Annotated in this window: 17 protein-coding genes; 8 read left to right on the top strand and 9 right to left on the bottom strand. The window is 71.0% G+C overall.

The genetic code is table 11. The features are described from left to right. The 5 genes from HV824_RS16380 to HV824_RS16360 form a co-directional block, all read left to right on the top strand. Nucleotides 1–1,109: mechanosensitive ion channel family protein (locus HV824_RS16380; protein WP_255208086.1), on the top strand; the 1,109-nt coding region annotated here is incomplete at its 5' end. A gap of 107 nt (nt 1,110–1,216) precedes the next feature. Further along, complete coding sequence (locus HV824_RS16375) at nt 1,217–1,888, top strand: DUF4142 domain-containing protein (RefSeq protein WP_176418023.1); 672 nt, start codon at nt 1,217–1,219, stop codon at nt 1,886–1,888. Between the two features lie 67 nt (nt 1,889–1,955). After that, nucleotides 1,956–2,909, top strand: a complete 954-nt coding sequence (locus HV824_RS16370) for a hypothetical protein (protein WP_176423692.1) — start codon at nt 1,956–1,958, stop codon at nt 2,907–2,909. A gap of 22 nt (nt 2,910–2,931) precedes the next feature. Next, nucleotides 2,932–3,690 (top strand): ATP-binding cassette domain-containing protein, encoded by a 759-nt coding sequence (locus HV824_RS16365; RefSeq protein WP_176423691.1) that lies wholly within the window; start codon nt 2,932–2,934, stop codon nt 3,688–3,690. Then, nucleotides 3,687–5,192 (top strand): glycine betaine ABC transporter substrate-binding protein, encoded by a 1,506-nt coding sequence (locus HV824_RS16360; protein ID WP_176423690.1) that lies wholly within the window; start codon nt 3,687–3,689, stop codon nt 5,190–5,192. The genes HV824_RS16365 and HV824_RS16360 overlap by 4 nt, the downstream gene beginning before the upstream one ends. A gap of 19 nt (nt 5,193–5,211) precedes the next feature. Here HV824_RS16360 and HV824_RS16355 read toward each other — a convergent pair whose 3' ends face one another. The 3 genes from HV824_RS16355 to HV824_RS16345 all read right to left on the bottom strand — a co-directional run bounded on the left by HV824_RS16355 (nt 5,212) and on the right by HV824_RS16345 (nt 10,335). Further along, nucleotides 5,212–5,589, bottom strand: coding sequence for a DUSAM domain-containing protein (locus tag HV824_RS16355; RefSeq protein WP_176418027.1), 378 nt, complete (start codon nt 5,587–5,589; stop codon nt 5,212–5,214). Nucleotides 5,590–5,973: 384 nt separating this feature from the next. After that, entirely contained in the window at nt 5,974–6,945 is a 972-nt protein-coding gene (locus tag HV824_RS16350) for a COX15/CtaA family protein (RefSeq protein ID WP_176418028.1), read from the bottom strand. Between the two features lie 456 nt (nt 6,946–7,401). Then, nucleotides 7,402–10,335 carry a sigma-54 dependent transcriptional regulator gene (locus HV824_RS16345; protein ID WP_176423689.1) on the bottom strand — a complete coding sequence of 978 codons (2,934 nt, stop codon included), beginning with the start codon at nt 10,333–10,335 and terminating at the stop codon, nt 7,402–7,404. A 97-nt stretch (nt 10,336–10,432) separates the two neighbouring features. On the opposite strand from HV824_RS16345, the gene HV824_RS16340 reads away from it, so the two are divergent. After that, the gene (locus HV824_RS16340; RefSeq protein WP_176423694.1) at nt 10,433–11,512 is read left to right on the top strand and encodes a hypothetical protein; all 1,080 of its coding nucleotides are present in this window, start codon (nt 10,433–10,435) and stop codon (nt 11,510–11,512) included. 16 nt (nt 11,513–11,528) lie between these two features. Here HV824_RS16340 and HV824_RS16335 read toward each other — a convergent pair whose 3' ends face one another. The 6 genes from HV824_RS16335 to HV824_RS16310 form a co-directional block, all read right to left on the bottom strand. Beyond that, nucleotides 11,529–12,056, bottom strand: a complete 528-nt coding sequence (locus HV824_RS16335; RefSeq protein ID WP_176423688.1) for a hypothetical protein — start codon at nt 12,054–12,056, stop codon at nt 11,529–11,531. Between the two features lie 3 nt (nt 12,057–12,059). Next, nucleotides 12,060–12,644: a hypothetical protein gene (locus HV824_RS16330; protein ID WP_176423687.1), complete on the bottom strand. Its 585-nt coding sequence runs from the start codon at nt 12,642–12,644 to the stop codon at nt 12,060–12,062. A 157-nt stretch (nt 12,645–12,801) separates the two neighbouring features. Next, nucleotides 12,802–14,487, bottom strand: a complete 1,686-nt coding sequence (locus tag HV824_RS16325; protein ID WP_176423686.1) for a mechanosensitive ion channel family protein — start codon at nt 14,485–14,487, stop codon at nt 12,802–12,804. Nucleotides 14,488–14,525: 38 nt separating this feature from the next. Beyond that, nucleotides 14,526–14,996 carry an NUDIX hydrolase gene (locus HV824_RS16320; protein WP_176423685.1) on the bottom strand — a complete coding sequence of 157 codons (471 nt, stop codon included), beginning with the start codon at nt 14,994–14,996 and terminating at the stop codon, nt 14,526–14,528. Then, a complete protein-coding gene (locus tag HV824_RS16315; RefSeq protein WP_255208084.1) occupies nt 14,993–16,474 on the bottom strand; it encodes a DUF2380 domain-containing protein in 1,482 nt (493 codons plus the stop codon). Before HV824_RS16315 ends, HV824_RS16320 begins: the two co-directional genes overlap by 4 nt. Nucleotides 16,475–16,753: 279 nt before the next feature. Continuing rightward, nucleotides 16,754–18,169 carry an NAD-dependent succinate-semialdehyde dehydrogenase gene (locus tag HV824_RS16310; RefSeq protein WP_176423684.1) on the bottom strand — a complete coding sequence of 472 codons (1,416 nt, stop codon included), beginning with the start codon at nt 18,167–18,169 and terminating at the stop codon, nt 16,754–16,756. Between the two features lie 142 nt (nt 18,170–18,311). On the opposite strand from HV824_RS16310, the gene HV824_RS16305 reads away from it, so the two are divergent. Together HV824_RS16305 and HV824_RS16300 are read left to right on the top strand one after the other, a co-directional pair. After that, nucleotides 18,312–18,551 (top strand): hypothetical protein, encoded by a 240-nt coding sequence (locus tag HV824_RS16305; RefSeq protein ID WP_176418035.1) that lies wholly within the window; start codon nt 18,312–18,314, stop codon nt 18,549–18,551. Between the two features lie 81 nt (nt 18,552–18,632). Then, a complete protein-coding gene (locus tag HV824_RS16300) occupies nt 18,633–19,337 on the top strand; it encodes a phosphatase PAP2 family protein (protein WP_255208083.1) in 705 nt (234 codons plus the stop codon). Nucleotides 19,338–19,361: the final 24 nt, after the last annotated feature.

Here is a 19,361-nt window from a genome sequence, read left to right as displayed (position 1 = left end):
GTTGGGGAGGTCATAGACAGTCTCATCCGCCGCCAGCATCCCGCTGGCGGCGGCACACTGCAGCGCGTTCGCGGGCGACGGGCATCACGCAGTCAGGCTGGGACGACCAGCTGGTGGCGGCGGGGAAGGGGCCCTTGCGGCACCCGGTGGCGGCGGTGGTGGTGGCCTCCGGCACGCGGATGCTGCTGCTCCCTCCGCCCGCGCAGCACCTGGTGGACCTGGTGGCGCGCTCGCTCGTCATCGCGTCGCTGGCGTGGTTCCTCATGCGCTTCGTGCGGCTGGCGGCGGGCTTCCTGGAGCACCGCGTGGGCGCGGAGGGCTCGGACGTGGCGCGCGTGCGCGGCCTGCGCACGCAGCTGGCCGTCATGCGCCGGGTCATCGAGTCCACCGTGGTGCTGGTGGCGGGCTCGCTGCTGCTGCTCCAGTTCGAGGCGGTGCGCAACGTGGGCGTGTCGCTGCTGGCCTCCGCGGGCATCGCCGGCCTGGTGCTGGGCCTGGCCGCGCAGAAGTCCATCTCCACGCTGCTGGCGGGCATCCAGCTCTCCATCACCCAGCCGGTGCGCATTGGCGACACCGTCATCGTGGAGAACGAGTGGGGCTGGGTGGAGGAAATCACCCTCACGTACATCGTCGTGAAGGTGTGGGACTTGCGCCGGCTGGTGGTGCCGATGAGCCACTTCCTGGACAAGCCCTTCCAGAACTGGAGCAAGGTGTCGCCGGACATCCTGGGCACGGCGGAAATCTTCGCGGACTTCCGGACGGACGTGCCGGCCGTGCGCGCCGAGCTGCGGCGCATCTGCGAGACGGACGGCGCCGCGCTCTGGGATGGCAAGGTGTCGGGGCTCCAGGTGACGGACTGCACCGAGCGGACCATGAAGCTGCGCGCGCTGGTGAGCGCGGCGGATTCGGGCAAGCAGTGGGACCTGCGGTGCCTCGTCCGCGAGAAGCTCATCGAGTTCCTCCAGAAGCAGCCGCATGGCCTGCCGCTGCTGCGCGCCGAGGCCACCCACGCGAACGTCCAGGACGGCGCCGCCGTCACGCTGGGCGTGGTGCCGCAGAGCAGCCCCGCCGGTGCCAACGTCGTGGCGCCGGCCAGGCGCCAGGACTGAGCGTCGTGTCCACGGGGCCCCACGGGGAGGCCCCGCCGGGCAGGCCGTGTTTGCCGTGAGCGCCATGTGAGGCCCACCTTCGGACATCGCTTCGTCGGGAGGTGGACATGGTTGGAAGGCTTGGCAGAGCAGGCGGCGCGGCGCTCCTGGCGGCCCTGTGGGGCACGGGCCCCCTGGTGGGGCTCACTGGCCGGGCCCAGGCGGCCCAGGCCGGGCAGGCGCGCGAGTCCCTGTCGGAGCGGGACCTGCTCCTGGCGCGGCTCGCCCTCTTCGACGCGACGGCCATCGCGGCGGGCAACCTGGCGCTGGAGAAGTCGGCCAACCCGCAAGTGCGGCAGTTCGCGCTGCGGCTGGTGGAGGACCACCGCCGGCACCTCCAGGCCTTGAAGGCGTGGGGTGGCTCGCCGTCCATGGACATGGTGGTGGCGGACCTCACGCAGCCCCGGGACACGGCGGGGATGGGCGGCTCGGGGAGCAAGGACGGGGGGCTCATCCCGGGGCCGAGTCTGTCCATGCAGCGCGCGGACGCCCGCCTGGTGCAGGCCGTGGCGTATGCCCAGCAGCACCTGGAGGTGCTCCGCGAGGCGCAGGGCCGGGACTTCGACGAGGCCTTCCTGAAGCGCGTCGTCGATGACCAGGAGGGCGGCCTGCGGCTCGTGAAGCAGGCCCACGCGACGTACAAGGGCGATGCGGCCTTCACCCTCATGCTCGACAGGACAGGCAACCTCGCGGACCGTCATCTGCAGCGGGCTCGGGGACTGGAAGAGTCCTTCGAGTGAACGCGCCGTCCCGGCGACTGACTTGCCGGGTTGACGTGACGAAGCGGGGACGCCTAACTCCGGCGGCATGAGGACCGCCGCGAGGCTGCTGTGGCTGTATCTGGCTGGAGCCTTGTGCTCGTGCGCCGCGCCCGCGTCTCGTGTGTCGCCCGTGGCCCCCGAGGGCGCGACGCCCGTGGGGCCCTTTCTTCCCGAAGCCCGCGCCTTGTTCGAGGGCTGCACGCTGGTGCCGGACCGGGCCGACTCGCGGCGCTACCGCTGCGACGGCGTGACGGTGTGGCTGACCGAGCGGGAGGGCATGACGCCCGAGCAGGCCCTGCGGGAGGCCCGGGCTCGAATCACCGAACGACTGGGGCCCGGTGCCACGGTGGTGGAGGAAGCGCTGCCGCTGGCGGGACGTCCGTGGCCCTCGGTCCGGGGGGAGGCGTGCGAGGCGGAGGCCTGTCGCGCCGCCGGGTATGCCTCCGCGGTCACCGGGGCGCTGGGGCGGGTGCGGCAGCTCGGGTGCGTCGTCGGCGCGCCCGTGCGGCCCCTGCTGGCGCGCTGCCTGGAGCTGCTCGAGTCCCTCGCCTCGAAGGGCAGCCCTGAAGGTGAGGCGCTGGGACGCGAGGCGCTGCTCGTCCCGCCGCGCCTGCCGTGGCGGGCCCTGGCCGTGCCGGACGGTTGTCAGCTCGCCGCGTCCACGGCGCGCGCGGGACGCATCCGCTGCGAAAGGGCAGCGCTGTCGTGGAGCCTCCATGAGCCGGCCCAGGCCCAGGTGACGGAGCGCTGGCGCTCGCGGAGCGTGGCGGAGCTGGTGGATGCGCTGCCGGGCGCGGGGCCCGTGGAGGAGGTGCCCTGCCGGCTGGAGAACCTGGACACGCGCTGCGCGCGCTTCACGGTACCCTCTCCCGAAGGGCCGCTGCGCGTGTGGGCCGCGGCCGTGACGTGGGAGGACCGGGCGCTCTTCGCCGCGTGCAGCCACCTGGCCTCCGAGCCGCCGTATCCCGCCGTCTGCAACGGCGCGTTCACCCTGCCTTGATGCCCGCGAAGGACGACACCTCGTGTACGAGCTCCAGGACGTCTCCAAATGCTACGGGGCCTTGCAGGCCTTGCATCCGCTCAGCTTGAGCCTGCCGACAGGGCGCACCACGGTGCTGCTGGGGCCCAGCGGCTGTGGCAAGTCCACGCTGCTGCGGCTGCTCAACGGGCTGCTGCCGTGTGACACCGGACGCGTCCTCTTCGATGGCGAGCCGCTGCCCGCGGGAGGCGAGGCGCTGCTCGCGGTGCGCCACCGCGTGGGGTACGCGCTCCAGGGGGGCGGCCTCTTTCCGCACCTCACGGGCGAGGAGAACGTCACCCTCATGGCGAGCCACCTGCGCTGGCCCGCGGCGAAGACGCGCGCGCGGCTGGAGGCGCTGGTGGAGTTGACGCGCTTCCCCACGGACGCGCTGGCGCGCTACCCCTCGCAGCTCTCCGGTGGGCAGCGTCAGCGGGTGGCGCTGATGCGCGCGTTGATGATGGACCCGGACGTGTTGCTGCTGGACGAGCCCCTGGGCGCGCTGGACCCCCTGGTCCGTCACGAGCTGCAAGGTGACCTGCGCGGCATCTTCGCCCGGCTGCGCAAGACGGTGGTGCTGGTGACGCATGACCTGGCGGAGGCGGGCTTCCTGGGGGACAGCATCCTGCTCATGCGGGAGGGCCGCGTGGTGCAGCAGGGGCGGCTCGCGGATTTGGAGGCGCGGCCCGCGGACGCATTCGTCACCCGGTTCATCCAGGCGCAGCGGCCCCTCCCCAGCGGCGGGGCGGGAGGCGAGGCGTGAGGGGCGCGTGGCTCCTGGTGTCGCTGCTGGTGTGCGCGTGTGGCGGGGCGTCCTCGTCTGGGGACGGCGTGCGCGTGGGCTCCAAGAAGTTCACCGAGTCCGTCATCCTGGGAGAAGCGGTGACGCAGCTGGCGCGGAGCACCGGTGCGCGTGTCACGCATCGGCGGGAGTTGGGCGGCACGGCCGTGCTCTGGGAGGCGCTGCGCCGGGGAGAGCTCGACGTGTATCCCGAGTACACGGGCACGCTGCGCCAGGAGTTGCTGTCCGGGCGCCACCTGCCGGACGACGCGGCGCTGCGTGAGGCCCTGGCCGAGGCGGGGCTGCGGATGAGCGAGCCGCTGGGCTTCAACAACACGTATGCGCTGGGCATGAAGGAAGCGGAGGCCGAGCGGCTGGGCATCCGGCGCATCTCCGATTTGCGTGCCCATCCTTCGCTGCGTCTGGGGTTCAGCAACGAGTTCATGGACCGCGCGGACGGCTGGCCCGCCTTGCGAGACAGCTACGCGTTGCCGCAGCGGGAGGTGCGCGGGCTGGACCATGATTTGGCGTACCGGGGCTTGGAGAGCGGGTCGCTCCAGCTCACGGACCTGTACTCCACCGACGCGGAGATTGAAGCCTACGGGTTGCGCGTGCTGGAGGACGACCTGCGCCACTTCCCCGCGTACGACGCGGTGCTGCTGTATCGCGACGACCTGGAGGCGCGGGCGCCCGAGGCCCTGGCCGCGATGCTGCGTCTGGAGGGCCGCGTGTCCGAGGAGGCCATGGTGAAGCTCAACGCGCGGGCCCGGCTGGAGCGTGTGTCGGAGGGGCGCGTGGCCTCGGGCTTCCTCGCCAGGGCGCTGGGTGTCAGCTCGGAGGTGCGTGGGGACGGGCTGGCCGCCCGGGTGTGGAAGCGGACGCGTGAGCACCTGTTCCTGGTGGGGGTGTCGCTGCTGGCGGCGGTGGCGCTCGCGGTGCCGTTGGGCGTGCTGGCCGCGCGGCGGCCTCGGCTGGGGCGGGGCGTGTTGGGGTTGACGGGGGTCATCCAGACAGTGCCGTCGCTGGCGCTGCTGGTGGTGATGATTCCGCTGCTGGGGATTGGCTCGCGTCCGGCGATCGCCGCGTTGTTCCTCTACAGCTTGCTGCCCATTGTCCGGAACACGGCGGCGGGCCTGGCGGGAATCCCGCTCGAGGTTCGCGAGTCCGCGGAGGCGCTGGGTCTGCCCGCGGGGGCGCGGCTGTGGCGCATTGAGTTGCCCATGGCGGCGCCGTCCATCCTGGCGGGCATCCAGACGGCCGCGGTCATCAACGTGGGCACCGCCACGCTGGGCGCGCTGGTGGGCGCAGGGGGCTACGGCCAGCCGATTCTCACGGGCATCCGGTTGGATGACGTGCGGCTCATCCTGGAGGGCGCGGTCCCCGCCGCCGCGCTGGCGCTGGTCGCCAGTGGCCTGTTCGACGTCGTGGAGCGCGTGGTGGTGCCGCGGGGGCTGCGGCTGGGCACGGCGGCGCGTTCGCGTTGATGCCTGGGCGGGCTTGTCGTCAGGGCTCGCCGAGGGCTTCAAGCTGGGCTTGGGCGAGCTCTCGATAGAACGAGACGACTTCAATGGCGAGCAACTCGATGAGCGGCGCGCGTGCTCCGTCCAAGCCGCCCGCCTCCTGTCGTCTGGTCGCTTCGGTCAGCGCTCGCGACAGTCGCCATAAGCCTTCACGGATCCGCTTTGTGACTTCTCCGAGCAGCTCAGAGGCGCTCGCGTTGCTTTGGAACGCCAGGGCGACGGCGTCGGGTGTGATGGCCACGTTGGATGCGGCGTCAATCAGGCGCGCACGGGGTTCGTCCGTGAGCGCAAGCGGTTCGCCCATGTCGTTGACGCGGCGGTTGAGCTCCCGGATGGCGTGCCAAGTGCGATGCACCGGCATCGGAGGCCTCTTGCGCTTTCTGCGGCTGCAGTCTTCATGGGGCCACTGCCGTTGCCCTTCGCAGTACCGGAAACAGGCATATCAGTCGCCGTCCCATGTCGGCTCTTTTGATGCCGGCACTGGACATATGTGTTCAGGCAGTGTTCACGCCGGCCGTCGTCGGCGTCTCCTTGAGCCGTGGTACTGGTTTGGTCCATGGCGGCATCCAGGGCCCCGACGTACACGGCGGCTTCCGATGCGGTGCCGTCGGCGCAGGACGCCAGGGCGTAAGCGTCGCGGTGGTCTGTGTCACGGCGGGTGCCGCTGCCAATGGCGCTGCTGGAGCAGCCTGCGCGCGCTTGTCCACCAGTGCTTGCTCCGACCTCTTGAACGGGAGTGGTTTGCTCAAGCCGGCTCGGCGCTCGAAGCGGGCGACGTCTCCGCCACCACCCGCGGCGCATCCGCGGCCAGTCCCCCCGCGCACAGCACCACCACCGCCATCCACACGAAGTCCGCCAGCAGCAGGTGCACGAGCTGCATCCACACCGGCGCCAGCAGCAGCAGGTTGGTGACGCCCGCGCCCAGCTGCACCGCGTAGAGCACGGTGATGGCGGACGCCGCGCGGCGCACGTCCTCCGACGGCCGCGCCCGCGCCACCCACCGCGACGCCAGCACCAGGAATGCGCCTACGCTCACCGCCAGCAGCGGGTGCAGCACCCGCAGCTTGATGAGGATGTGCGCCGTCTCCGAAACATCCTGACGCAAACCCTCTGCCAGCGAGGTGGACGGGAATAGCGTGTCCCCCAGCGCCGCGATGGCGCCGCTCACGCCCAGCACCAGCAGCCCCAGGAGGCTCAGGCCCATCAGCGCGCCCGGCAGCCCCTGACCCCTCAGTCTCAACGGGGCCCGCCCCCGGGAGAACCAGATGACCAGCGTCTGCGCGCCCACCAGCAGGAAGGTGTTCACCAGGTGCACGCCCATCCACAGGGCCCGGCCCACGGAGGCGTTGTCCGCCACGTACTTCAGCAGCACGATTCCCGCGCCGACGAGCGCCTCCGTCATCATGAAGAACAGGGCCCAGGCCGCCGCGCTCCGCACCGGGTGGCCCTGGGCGTGCCCCCTCCGGGCCCAGACGAAGAGCGCCACCGCCAGAATCATCGCCAGGCCGCTCGTCAGCCGGTGCGTGTATTCAATGAGCGTCTGGACGCTGGGGGCTCGGGGGATGACCTCGCCGTTGCACACCGGCCAGTGGTCTCCACATCCGGCACCCGAGCCCGTGGCGCGCACGAAGGCACCCCACAGAATCACGACCAGCGTGAAGGCAAGCACCCCCAGGCTGAAGGCCTGGAACCGGCGGGACGAGGCAGCGTGGGTCATCGCGCTCCCCATTAACCCACTTCCACCTCCGCCGCTGTCCCACACGCCCCTGGAGCGCTCACCCTGGCCATCAGCGAGGCTGCTCGGCTGTCGGGTCGGCTGGACATCCAGTGTATCCGGAATGATTCAGATGGATGCCGTGGTGCATCCATTGGATATGCCCGCCCCCTGTCCGGGCGCGCGGATGATTTCCATTTGAGTCAATCACCCTCCCGGGCATTGGCACGCCGGGTGCTTAACACCTCCGACAGTGCATCCGGTGCCGCGGTGGGCGCCGGAGACACGCACCTTTCGCATGAGGCCGCTTCGGTGGCCTCGGCACCCCGGGCCGGAGTTTCCCCCCTCTCCGACCCGTGGGTGTGTTCTTCCAGGGGCACGCACCTCTGGAGCCGCTTCCCACAGGGGTGTGGGGAAACAGGGCGGAGCGCATCGCGGGCTGGGGAAACTCCTCTGACTTCAGCCCGCGATGCGCATCTGCTCCGCGCCCAGCACCGCGGGGAACGGCCCGTAGGCCATGGACCGCTCAATCACGTTCCGCAGCTCGCGCACGTTGCCGGGCCACGGGTGTGACATCAGCGCGGCGATGGCGTCCGGCCCCAGCCGCGGCGGCTCCAGCCCCTGGGGCGTGAGCTGCCGGACGAAGTGCCGGGCCAGCGCCACCACGTCCTCGCGCCGCTCGCGCAGCGGGGGCACGCGCACCGGCACCACCTGGAGGCGGTAGTAGAGGTCCTCGCGGAAGCGGCCCTCCCGCACCAGCTGGCCCAAATCCCGGTGCGTGGCCGCCACCACCCGCACGTCCACCTCCACCGGCCGCATCTCCCCCAGCGGGAAGACTTCGCCGTTCTCCAGGAAGCGCAGCAGCTTGGGCTGCACCTCCAGGGGGAGCTCGCCAATCTCGTCCAGGAACAGGGTGCCGCCGTGCGCGGCGCGGATGACGCCCGGGTGGTCCGTGGCCGCGCCGGTGTACGCGCCGCGCCGGTAGCCGAAGAGCTGCCCTTCGAAGAGGTCCCGGGGCACCGCGGCGCAGTTGAAGGCCACGTAGGGCCGCTGCGAGCGCGCGGACAAGGCGTGCAGCGCCCTCGCCACCACCTCCTTGCCGGAGCCGGACTCGCCCGTGACGATGACGGTGGCGCGGCTGGAGGACAGGCTCGCCAGCTCCGAGCGCAGCCGCCGCATGGCGGACGACGCGGCGATGAAGCCGGGCACGTCCGCGTCCCGCACGTCCGAGTCGTCACTGGCCAGGGCGGGCACGTCCACCTGGGCGAAGCCCCGCAGGGCGGCGACCTCCAGCGCGAAGCCACCCATCCGGGACAGCGCCGTCAGCAGCGCGCGGCCGTCCGAGGGCAGGTGACCCGCGACGCCCAGGCGGAGCCGCCGGCCACAGCCGTCCCCGAACTCCACGGCCTCGGTGGCGGGCACGGAGGCGTCGCCGCATAGCGGCGTGGCCCGACCCTGCGAGTCCAGCTCCTCCAGCCGGGGCGCGCCGTGGGGGAAGAGCCCCTCCACCACGGCCAGCAGCTCACGCTGGATGAGGGGCGCGCCCATGCCGCGCACCGACAGCCGCTCGAAGGGCACCACCAGGGCCTCCGCGCCCAGGCGGGGGGCGCCCTCGGCTTCGCGGGCGGTGGCGTGGGGCGCGCGGACGGCGTCGTGCACGAAGTGCTGGTGGTGCACCACCATGCCCACGCGGTGCAGCTCCGCCTCGCTGGCGGCCAGCAGCTCGCCGGCGGCGGGGTCGCCCTCCATCCGCGCCAGCAGCGCCAGCAGGTGGCGCGTGTAGACGGTCATGCACAAGTCGCCAGTGAGGCTGAAGGTGCCCAGCGCGGCCTCCAGCAGCGACCGGGCCTCCGCGGTGCGCCCGTCCAGGACGTGCAGCAAGGCCTCGAAGCGGTGGAGCAGGGCGGAGTGCCACGCGGACGGCATGCGCTCCAGGAAGGCGCGCGCCCGCCGCAGCAGCACCCGGCCCTCGTCGCGCTGGCAGGCGTAGACACGCGCATATGTCTCGTACAGCAGGCACTCGCGGCGCAGGTAGGGCCAGCCGCCCAGCTCCATGGCGCGCTGCCCGGCCGCGGCGAAGCCCTCCGCCGCGCGAGCCGCGTCGCCCTCGGCGAGGTCGGCCAGCGACTCCGCGAACTGGGCATAGGCCCCGGTGAGGGCCCGCTGGATGGTGCCGTCGTAGGCCGTCAGGTGCCGCGACAGCTTGCGCAGGCCCGGGTACCGGCCGCTGAGCAGGTACAGCCGCGCGCGCGTCACCGTCAGGTACAGCGGCGTCCAGCGCAGCTCCTCCACCACCGCGTCCCCTTCATCCAGCACGGCCTCGGCTTCCGCGAAGCGCGCCAGCCGCAGCAGGGCCTCGGCCTCCGCGCGCGCGGCGAAGATGAAGGAGAAGCCGCGGACCATGCGCCCGCCATACGCGGCCTCCCGCGCGCGGCGCACCAACTGGAGCGCCTCGGACGGCTCGCAGGCCTCGTCCAGCCGGCGCTGGGCCAGGAAGGCCAGGTTGCGCGCCTCCAGGAAGGCGTAGCCCATCCGCGCCGCGCCTTGCGCCACCTCGCGGAAGCGGCGCGTGGCCATTGTGGCCTCGCCGCGCAGGGCCGCCTCGTGGGCGCAGGCGTCCTCGGCGAGCAGCCGCAGGGCCGGGTCCTTCACCCCCACGAGCGCATCCGCCAGCCGCCCCGAGCCGTGGGTGATGCGCTCCGCCTCGCCCAGGTAGAAGCCGCAGGCGACCTCGGCCATGCGCAGCTGGCAGCGCACCTCCGGGTCGTCGTGGTTGGCCAGCAGCGCCTCCGCGCGCGCCACGTACGCGGCGGACTTGTTCGCGTCGAACAGCTTCCCGTCCGGGGACGCGTAGAGGGTGGCCGCCATGGCGAGCACGCGCAGCTCCACCTCCTCCGGGAGGATGCCGGCGTCGGCGAAGGCCAGGTGGGGCAGCAGCGTGGTGAAGGCGCCCCGGCTGTCCTCGCGGCCCCAGCGCTGGAGATAGGCCAGGCCCACCGCGGCCATGGCCCGCGCGCCCGCGGTGCGCAGCAGGCCCGAGGCCAGCAGCGACAGCAGCTCTTCCTCCGCGGCCCGCCACTCGGCCCGCGTCAGGTGGGTGACGCTGGAGAGGATGCGGGCCAGCTCCTCGGGGTGCAGCTCCTGCCGCTGGGACGCGGAGACGGCGGGCGTGGGGGCTCCGCCTCGCGCGGCGAGCTGGCGGAGCGCCACGGCCACGCGGCCTCGCGGACGTCGGGCCTGGGGGGCTTCGCTCGGCAGCTCCCAACGGTAGACGGTGAGAGGGGTGACGCCCAGCAGGCGGGCGAACGCCGCGCGGCTCTGCTCACCTCGCAGGGCGCGGATGCTCTCGGGTTCCCACCCGGCGCTCTCCGCCTTCTCCTCCGGTAACTCCACGGCACCTGCCCCCTTTTTCGCCCCCCCGCCAGGGCACATTCTCTACGGAGTTTCCCAGGACGAATGCAAACGGTTGAGCATTTCCGTTTGTTGCACGCTGCATATGCAGCAGGCGACGAATGGCGCGCTTCCCCTCCCTGAGGGGGCGTGTCGTCGTTATCGTCACCCCGTGCCTCGCGGACGTTCCCAGCCTCCGGTTTCCCCACCCTCCGGTCTCCAACATGAACGCCTGCTCAGGTTGGAGGACGCGCTCTCGGAGGGCCGCGCGCGTGAGGACGCGGCGGTGGAGGCCTGGGTGCGCCGCACCGGGCAAATGCCGCCCCGGAAGGTTCGCCGGAAGTGGGAGAAGCAGTGGCGGCGGGAGGCGAAGCGCGCCGCCCGCCGCGCCGAGCGGGAGGCGCTGTCCAGCCGCTCGCGCAACCCCGCGCGGGGCGCCGCCTATGTCACGGCGTCGATGACGTGTGTGTTGATTGCCCTGGCGCAGCCCCGCCGACTGTGGTGGCTGATTTTCGTGGCCCTGGGCTTCTTCCTGGCGTCGTTGAAGCACCTGGAGCGTCCCCGGCGTGACGAGGCCCGCGCGCGCGACGCCGGAGCGCCGGAGCGGGCGCCCGGGGGTGGCTTGGAGGTGGACGCCCGGGTGGCGAAGGTGGATGCACTCTGCGACCGGCTGATGGAGGCCCTGCGCGAGGGGCCCGCGGTGCTGCGCGAGCTGGTGCATGCGCCGGAGCGCACGGTGGAGGCCCTGCGGCAGGGTTGTCATGCCTTGGTGCGCCGCGAGCGGGAGCTGCGGGCGCTGGCGCCACCGGATGAGGCCCAGCGGCTGGACGCCGAGCGGGACGCGCTGGAGGCGCGAGTGGCCTCGGAAGAGGACGCGGTGGTGCGGGAGCGGCTGGCCGGGGCGCTGGCCGCGCTGGAGGCGCAGCGGCGTCAGCGCGCGGAGCTGGCCACCGCGGCGACGCGGCTCGAGGCCGAGCACATGCGCCTCTACTACACCCTGGAGGGCCTCTACGCGCAGGTGCTGCGGGTGCGCTCGGCGGACACCGCGGGCGAGGACCTCGCCGGGCTGGGGCTGCGGCAGAGCGTGGAGCAGCTCGGGGCGGAGGTGGAGGCGGTGACGCAGGCGCTGGAGGAGGTCCACGGCGCGCCCGGCGGCGGTGGCCGGACGCGGACGCGGTAGCTGCCGGGAGTGTGTGTCACGCGGGCGCGCTGCTCGGGGCGCCCGCGTTGGGCGCGGCGCGAGGTGCGCACCGCTGCCCGCCCACCTTCAAGGCCACCCACAGCGCGGGCAGCGCGAGGAGGTCCTCTGCATCCGCGACGTGCGCGACGGGGAGCACGCGCGGAAGTCGGGGTGCGTCCGTGAGGAGGGCCCACGTTGCTCGCGGGAGCCATTGAAGCAGGCCCAGTCCCCAGCGCCAGCCATCCCCCGCGAGTTCGGAGACCTGGATGGCGGAGAAGCACAACCCCGTCAGCAGCACGCAGCCGTGGAGCACCGCGCGGGAGGGCTCGAAGTCCTCCCGGCCCCGCGCGCCGAGGTGCTCCCACAGCCCTTGGAGCAGCAGCGGGAACATGGCGAGCCCCGCCACGTCCGACAGCTTTCCTGTCCACCAGGACGGCCACTGCGCCTTGAGCACATGGTCGTTGAGGACGAGCAGGGCCACCGCCGCCAGGGTGAGGGGATGCAACATCGCGCTGCCCGGCGAGGGGCGCCTGGTGGGGGGCATGCGTCAGTGCTCCGAGATGACGACGGAGAGGTCACGCTCGGAGAGCGTCTTGCCGCTGTATGGGTCGATTGAGATTTCCACGCTCCAGGCTTGCATGTCGACGGTGCCCGGGTTTTCGCTGTCGATGCTGAACTCCACCTCCCCCTCCCAGACACACTCCTGCTGGGCGTCGCAGTCGAGGTGGTGATAGGAGTATGCGGCTGCCTCAACGGGGGCGCTGTCGTTCTCCGCCAGGAGGATGCGCTCGCGATGGGTGTTGCCGTGGGGCTCCACGACAGGCCATTGCACCTGGAGCGTGGGCCGCTGCCCCGGGACAGGGGTGTCGGGAACCCATTGGGCCGTCATGACTGTCGTTACGGACACGCTGGTCGAGAACTCGTCGCGCTGGGGCGCGATGCGCACCGTGACGTGGCGTGTCGTCTTCAATTGCTCGGTGGTGAGGGCGAACGGGGCCCCGGCTTGGATGGCCCGCACGGTGTTGTCCTGGGAGGTCGCCATGGTCGCCACGCAGGCGAGGAGCAACGCCGCGCGGATGGACCAGCGCCGGAGCCTTGAGTCAGGTGCGATGACGGACTGCGAGGAATGCACGGAGCCCCCTGAGGAGTGGTTGCGGATGCAATAGAGCAACCCTCGTGCCGGGGTCTCTCCGAGGGAGCGACGTGCCGCATTGGGAGGAAGCCGCGACTTCCGTGTCAGGGGGCGGATGGCGTCAGGGGCATCCGGGCCCATGGGGACGCAGGCTCGGCTACCGGTGCCGGTCCGAAGCGGCGAGCGCCTGCGGCTCCTCCTGCGGCGGCGCGGAGGTGGCGGGCAGCAATGAGGCCCCTTCGTATTCCACCGACTTGGGGTAGGGGATTTCCAGGCCGTTGGCGGTGAAGGCCTCGAACAGCAGCCGGTTGAGCAGCCGCTTCACGTCGAAGTGCGTCCCCGGCCGCACCTTGGCTTCAATGCGCAGGGTCATCCAGCTCTCGTCCATGCTCTCGATACCCAGCAGCTTGGGCATCTCGGTCACCTTGCCCTGCGACAGCATGGGCACCTGCTCGCAGACCTGGCCAATCACATTCATCACCTTCTTCAGGTCGCATTCATAGGCCACGGCCATGTCCACGACGGCCAGCGTCCAGCCGCGGCTGTAGTTGATGACATTCTTGACTTCGCCGTTGCGGAGGATGTGGAGGCGCCCGAAGCGGTCGCGGATGCGGGTGATGCGAGGCGTTATCTCCTCCACCACGCCCTCCGTATCGTTGATGCGGATGTAGTCGCCGTTCAATATCTGGTCCTCGAAGAGCAGGAAGATGCCGTTGACCATGTCCGTGACGATGGCCTGCGAGCCCAGGCCCACGGTGAGGCCGACGATGCCCGCGCCCGCGAGGATGGGGGTGGGGTCCACGCCAAGGTCGCTGAGCACCATCATCCCCACCAGGAAGTAGACCAGGTACTTGGAGGCGCCCTGGATGAGCGCGACGAAGGTGTTGCGGCGCCGGGCCGAATCATCCAGGTCGAGGCCGTCCACCTTGAAGGCCCGGGCGATGAGCAGCCGGACGAACTCCACGACGACGCTGGCGGCGAAGAACAGGGCGATGACGCGGATGAGCACCGGCCCGTATGGGGCGAAGAGCTCCAGGCCCTGGAACCGGCGGATGATGAGGGTCGCCACGGAGATGTAGACGATGGCCTCCAGGCTCTTCTGCCCCACCGGCAGCAGCCGGATGAGGGCCATGAAGTACTCCTCGTACTTCGTGGCCGTGCTCTTCTCCGACCAGGTCCCGACCAGCCGCCCAGACATCAGGTGCAGCAGGGACACCGTCAGGCGCCCGCCGCTGATGGCCAGCAGCACGAAGAGGACGGTGTCAATGAGCCAGGCGAACGCGGCTGGGGGTTGCAGCGAGGCGACCGCCATGCCCACCGCGAAGTAGGCCAGCAGCAGCTTGATGAAGCCAGGCCCCTGCTCCATCGCCTTCTGCGCATGTGCTTTGTGCTCTGGAGGCAGTTGCCAGGCGTTCAACCTGCGTTCGAGCCGCACCAGGAGCCGGCGCGCCGCTCGCTCCAGCACCAGGACGGCCATCATCAACAGCACCAACAGCCCCGCTCCGCGCCCCAGGGCCGCCAGCCCTTCCACCGTCACGCCCGCGAGCAAAGCATTGAAGTGGGGGGCCAGGTCCTTCTTCGCCCACAGGGAAACGCCCAGCACGGCGATGCCAGCGATGACCACCACGAAGGACAGGAGGGCGGCGCTCAGCCGGGCGCGCTTGCGAAGGGTGTCGGCCGCCTGCTCCAGCGCCTTCACCCCCACCAGCCGGATGCCCTGGTACAGCAGCGCACTGGAGACCACGAGAACGGCCCAGAGCGCGAGCAGCAGCAACGTCACGCTCAGGCCGACGAGCCATGCGTTGTTCAATTCGACCGTATCCGCGAGTTGGAAGATTTCCATGCAACTGCGGAATATCACGTCGGCGGACACGCTTGAGGTCAGGCTTCCTCATCGGGAAGGAGCGTCCGGAGCAGCTCGTCATCGGGCCCGAGCGGGCGCCAGCCGGGCGGTGGAGGTCTCGCGCGGAGCGCAGCTCTCACCTGCTTCACGCGCTCCTCATGCGTCTCTGGGGTGTAGCTGCTCCAGCGGGCGAGCGCTTGTGCGATATCGAAGCGGTTTGTGTCGTCCTCTACGGGCGGCCATCCATTGGGGAGATATGCGTGCAGTTCGCGCACGAGTTGCCCGCGCACCAGACGAGTCAGTTGCTTGCTCCGCTCCGCCTCGGCCACCAACCCACCAAACACCTGGACGCCGGCAACATCGTCCTTGCCAAGTTCCTCGGCTAGTTCAACCAGCGAGGCGGTAGGGCGTGCCTCGGCAAAGGCGGTGAGCGAGTCGTAACCGTGCTTGCGGACTCGCTCATACAGTCGGGCCTTCCAGTTCCCCAGCCATGAACGTCCGTCGGTCATCGGCTCCTCCCCATGGTGAACTTCATCGGGATGTCGTACTCCTTCAAATAGCTCGCGACGAGCTTCAAGACCTCGTTCCGTTTCAGCCTCCGGCCAGTTTCGGCCTCTGCGTCGCGTAGCACCTTCATGATCATCCGGTTCCACTCTCCAGGCCACGTGCGCCCCAGCTTCCAGTTCCCCCCACCGTGAATCGCCTCGTGGTGGGCCTGCTCCAGCCGCACGCAGAACTGGTCGATGTCCATGTCGCCCTTGAAGCCGCGCTGCTCGAACCACTCGCGGTGCTCCTTGGGTAACACGTGGTGCTTCGGTGCGTCGGACAGGCTCGCGCCCGCTCTGCCCGTCACCCGCATGCCGCGCACTTCGGGGCTGTCCCCCAGCGCGTCGCGCACGCCCTTGGGCAAGTCCTGGTGCGCCTGGGCCATCATCACCTGTCCGCCGTGAATGCGGATGGCCGCGCTCACAGCCGGAACGGAGAGGACTCCCGCCTGCACCAGCCTTCGCATCATCTCCACCCACTCCGCGGAGACGACGATTCGCGAGCCCACCATGACGCCACCCGGACTCATCACCAGCCCCACGCCGAGCGTCGCGGGTCCAGCCGGAGGCAACCGGGGGAGTGACAGCTTCATCGTGGAAACCATGGTGAACATCTCCACCACCTGCGCCGCCACCATGAGCTTGGCGCCGTTCTCCATGGCCGCGCGGGCGCCTCGATGAATCGCGTCGAACTCGTGGGTCAGCTTCCCCATCAACTCGGGCATCGCGGTCGCCGCCTCTTCGACGCGCTCCGAGTCCCCCGAGGCGAGGTCGGCCAGCGTCGGAGCCATCAAGCCTTGAACTCGATTCAGGTCCGCGAACAGCTTCTCAACGCTATAGGCGGGGCACTGTCGAAGCACGGCGTCAGCGAGTTGAAGGAAGTCTACCCACGCGGACAGCAACAGCGTTCCGAACATCGCGGCCTGGAGGCGAGGCCCCGACATGCGGAGGAGGCCCCGCTCCATGTCGGAGTCCCCCACCTGTGACGCCACGCCCACCAGCGCGGTGGCACGCCCCAGCGCGCCTCGGAGCCACACCCGTTGCCTGTCGCCGTGGTCGAGGTAGCGCGTGAACGCCCCATGGAGTCCCCGGCCACCGAAGGAGGGCGGACGCGACGCGAGTCGAGCGCGCGCGGCCTCGCTGCCCGCCAAGGCGCGCTTCACCTCGTCGATGGCGTCGAGGACTGCCTGCCGCTCCGCTGCGCCGCTCCGCGCGCCTCCCCCGGCAGCTCCAGACACGGCGCCAGGCCCGGCTTCCGTTACGTCGTGACGTGGCCCCTGGCGACGCAATCGCCGTTGGTGCACCTCGGACCCTGAAATAGCGGACGGCGAGCGTCCGGGTGGTGCGGGGGACGTTGCCTCGCGCGACGTGTAGCGCAGCGCTCCACCAGGCCCGGGCGCTTCCGGCACAGAAGCGCATCCCGTGGCCAGCACCGCCACCATCCACAGCAGGGCATCCGCGCGCAGTGTCCACCCTCAGGCCCACGGAGGCGAAGGCGCCCGGCCGCAGCGTCGCTTCCTCCGTGGCGGAGATTAGCGTGCCCTCGCGTGGAGCTTCCCGCCTAGGACTCGTCAAGAGTGTCCGTCTTGAAGTTCGGACTTCCCAGGGGGAGTGGCTCTCATGGCGCACTGCTGCGTCTGCCCGCGCTTCCGAGGGCGCGCACACAAGGCGCGAGAGCGCCTGAGCACACCCCTCACCCCGGACCTGTGAGTCCCCCGTCGCTACTCGCTGATGGCGCCGCGGGGCGGAGGCTGCCGCGCCGTGTCCTCCGCCGCGGCGATGCGGACGGCCTTGATGTTGACGAACTCGTGGATGCCCACGTCCGCCAGCTCGCGCCCGTGGCCGGAGTGCTTCACGCCGCCAAACGGGAGCCTGGCGTCCGACGCCACCAGCGCGTTGACGAACACCATGCCCGCTTCGATGCCGTCAATGAAGCGCCGCTGCTCGGCCTCGTCTCGCGTCCACACGCTCGCGCCCAGGCCGAACGGCGTCGCGTTCGCCAGCTCCAGGGCGTGGTCCACGTCGCGCGCGCGCAGCAGCGTGGCCACCGGGCCGAAGAGCTCGTCGTGGAAGGCGGGGGCCTGGGGCGGCGGCTCGGCCAGGACGGTGGCCGGGTAGAAGTTCCCCGGACCCTCCAGGGGCTCGCCGCCCAGGAGCAGCTTCGCGCCAGCCTTCACGCTCGCCTCCACCTGGGCGTGCAGCCCGTCGCGGATGCCGCGCGTCGCCAGGGGGCCCAGGTCCGTCTTCGCGTCCATGGGGTCGCCCACGGTGACGCGCTTCATCCGCTCCACGAAGCGGCGCTCGAACTCGGGGTAGATGGCGTCGGCGACGATGAAGCGCTTGGCGGCGATGCAGGACTGACCGTTGTTGATGAGCCGCGCCGACACGGCCGTCTCCACCGCCTGCTCCAGGTCCGCGCTGGGCATGACGATGAATGGGTCGCTGCCGCCCAGCTCCAGCACCACCTTCTTGATGGCCTTGCCCGCGGCGGCGCCCACGGCCCGGCCCGCGCCCTCGCTGCCGGTGAGCGTCACCGCGCGCACGCGGCGGTCCTCGATGACGCGATTGACGTCGGCGGTCTCGATGAGCAGCGCCTGGAAGGCGCCGCGCGGAAACCCCGCCTGAAGGAACAGTTCCTCCAGGGCCAGCGCGCACTGGGGCACGTTGTGGGCGTGCTTGAGCAGGCCCACGTTCCCCGCCATCAGCGCGGGCGCGGCGAAGCGGACCACCTGCCAGAAGGGGAAGTTCCACGGCATGATGGCCAGCACGGGCCCCAGGGGCTGGTAGCGCACGAAGGCGCGGCCGGTGCCCATGTCGACGAGCCTGTCGCGCAGCAGCGCTTCGCCCTGGTCCACGTAGTAGCGGCAGGCCGTGGCGCACTTCTTCGCCTCGGCCTTGGCGGCCTCGAAGGGCTTGCCCATCTCCTGCGTCATGATGCGGCCGTAGCGGTCGGCCTCGGCCTCCAGCAGGTCGGCCGCGCGCCGCAGCCAGGTGACGCGGTCGGCGAAGGTCGTCTCACGGTAGGCGCGGAACGTGTCGGCGGCCGTCCGCAGCTTGCCCTCCAGCTCCTCGGCGGAGAGGGGCGTGAAGGTGCGCAGCGTCTTGCCGGTCGCCGGGTCGATGGTGGAGATGGCCATGGGAGTGCCTCCTTGGGGCCCTGTGATAGCAGCCAGGCGCGGGGAGACCGTGCCGCTCGTGGCCCGAGCGTCCAGCCATTCACTCCAGGGCTTTCACTGCCCCGGCCCCTCCTTTATATGGGGGTCAGGACTGGAGACTGCCATGGCCGACCTCATCCGCGAGCGCCGCTTCAACTTCCTCATCGCTGGGGTGCTGTCCCTCGTCATTCCGGGGCTGGGGCAGCTCTACAAGGGCCAGTTCCTGCGCGCCGTCCTGTGGTTCCTGATGGTGGGGGCCGGCTACTGGTTCTTCATCATTCCAGGCATCGTCCTGCACTGCTTCTGCATCCTCGGCGCGGCCTTCGGCAGCGCGGGCAGCGACCGCATCCGTCTGCCCGGATAGCCGACGTTCCGCGCGGGAGACGTCCCGCCAGGCGCCAGAGTGCATACAGTCACCGCCATGTGGCGGAGGCTCTGGCAGTGGATGTCGGGATGGGATGTGGCGGTCACGCGGCTGTTGGGGCTGCTCCTGCTGCTGCTGGTCTGCTGTCTGGGCTTCATCGCCCTGTCGGACGAGGTGGCCGAGGGCGAGACGCAGCAGCTCGATGAACGCATGCTGTTGGCGCTGCGCGACCCCGAGGACCCGGCGCGGCCCTGGGGGCCCTGGTGGCTGCGGCGCGCGGCGGAGGACGTGACGGCGCTGGGCGGCATCCCCGTGCTGACGCTCGCCACCGTGGCGGTGTGCGGCTTCCTCCTGCTGGTGCGGCGCTACTGGACGCTGCTGCTCGTGCTGGGCGCGACGCTGGGCGGCGCGGGCCTCAATGTCTTGCTGAAGCAGCTCTTCGCCCGGCCTCGGCCTTCCGTGGTGCCGCACCTCACGGAGGTGGTCAGCCAGAGCTTCCCCAGCGGCCACGCCATGCTGTCGGCCACGGTGTATCTCACGCTCGGCGCGCTGCTGGCCCAGCTCGCCGAGCGCAAGCGGCTCAAGCTCTATGTCCTCACCGTGGCGCTGCTGCTGCCGTTCCTCGTGGGCCTGACGCGTGTCTATCTGGGCGTGCACTACCCCACGGACGTGCTGGGCGGCTGGGTGGCCGGGCTGGCGTGGGCGCTGCTCATGGCGGTCTGCGCGCGGATGCTCCGCCGACGGAGCCCCGCGCTGCGCGCGGAGGCCCGGCGCCCGGTGGAGTGAAGCGCGGCGAGCGGTGCGCCTTGC

Origin of the sequence: Myxococcus sp. AM009, assembly GCF_013372605.1 — a bacterium.
Lineage (GTDB): Bacteria > Myxococcota > Myxococcia > Myxococcales > Myxococcaceae > Myxococcus > Myxococcus vastator.
Note: the sequence above shows the minus strand (reverse complement) of the source record. Positions and strands in the feature narration are given on the sequence as shown.

Excerpts from the sequence above, each read along its gene's own strand:
- HV824_RS16315 (WP_255208084.1), bottom strand. The coding sequence starts at position 16,474 with ATGGTGGCGGTGCTGGCCACGGGATGCGCTTCTGTGCCGGAAGCGCCC.
- HV824_RS16370 (WP_176423692.1), top strand. The coding sequence starts at position 1,956 with ATGAGGACCGCCGCGAGGCTGCTGTGGCTGTATCTGGCTGGAGCCTTG.
- HV824_RS16375 (WP_176418023.1), top strand. The coding sequence starts at position 1,217 with ATGGTTGGAAGGCTTGGCAGAGCAGGCGGCGCGGCGCTCCTGGCGGCC.
- HV824_RS16300 (WP_255208083.1), top strand. The coding sequence starts at position 18,633 with ATGTCGGGATGGGATGTGGCGGTCACGCGGCTGTTGGGGCTGCTCCTG.
- HV824_RS16350 (WP_176418028.1), bottom strand. The coding sequence starts at position 6,945 with ATGACCCACGCTGCCTCGTCCCGCCGGTTCCAGGCCTTCAGCCTGGGG.
- HV824_RS16305 (WP_176418035.1), top strand. The coding sequence starts at position 18,312 with ATGGCCGACCTCATCCGCGAGCGCCGCTTCAACTTCCTCATCGCTGGG.
- HV824_RS16320 (WP_176423685.1), bottom strand. The coding sequence starts at position 14,996 with ATGACCGACGGACGTTCATGGCTGGGGAACTGGAAGGCCCGACTGTAT.
- HV824_RS16335 (WP_176423688.1), bottom strand. The coding sequence starts at position 12,056 with ATGCCCCCCACCAGGCGCCCCTCGCCGGGCAGCGCGATGTTGCATCCC.
- HV824_RS16325 (WP_176423686.1), bottom strand. The coding sequence starts at position 14,487 with ATGGAAATCTTCCAACTCGCGGATACGGTCGAATTGAACAACGCATGG.
- HV824_RS16355 (WP_176418027.1), bottom strand. The coding sequence starts at position 5,589 with ATGCCGGTGCATCGCACTTGGCACGCCATCCGGGAGCTCAACCGCCGC.
- HV824_RS16310 (WP_176423684.1), bottom strand. The coding sequence starts at position 18,169 with ATGGCCATCTCCACCATCGACCCGGCGACCGGCAAGACGCTGCGCACC.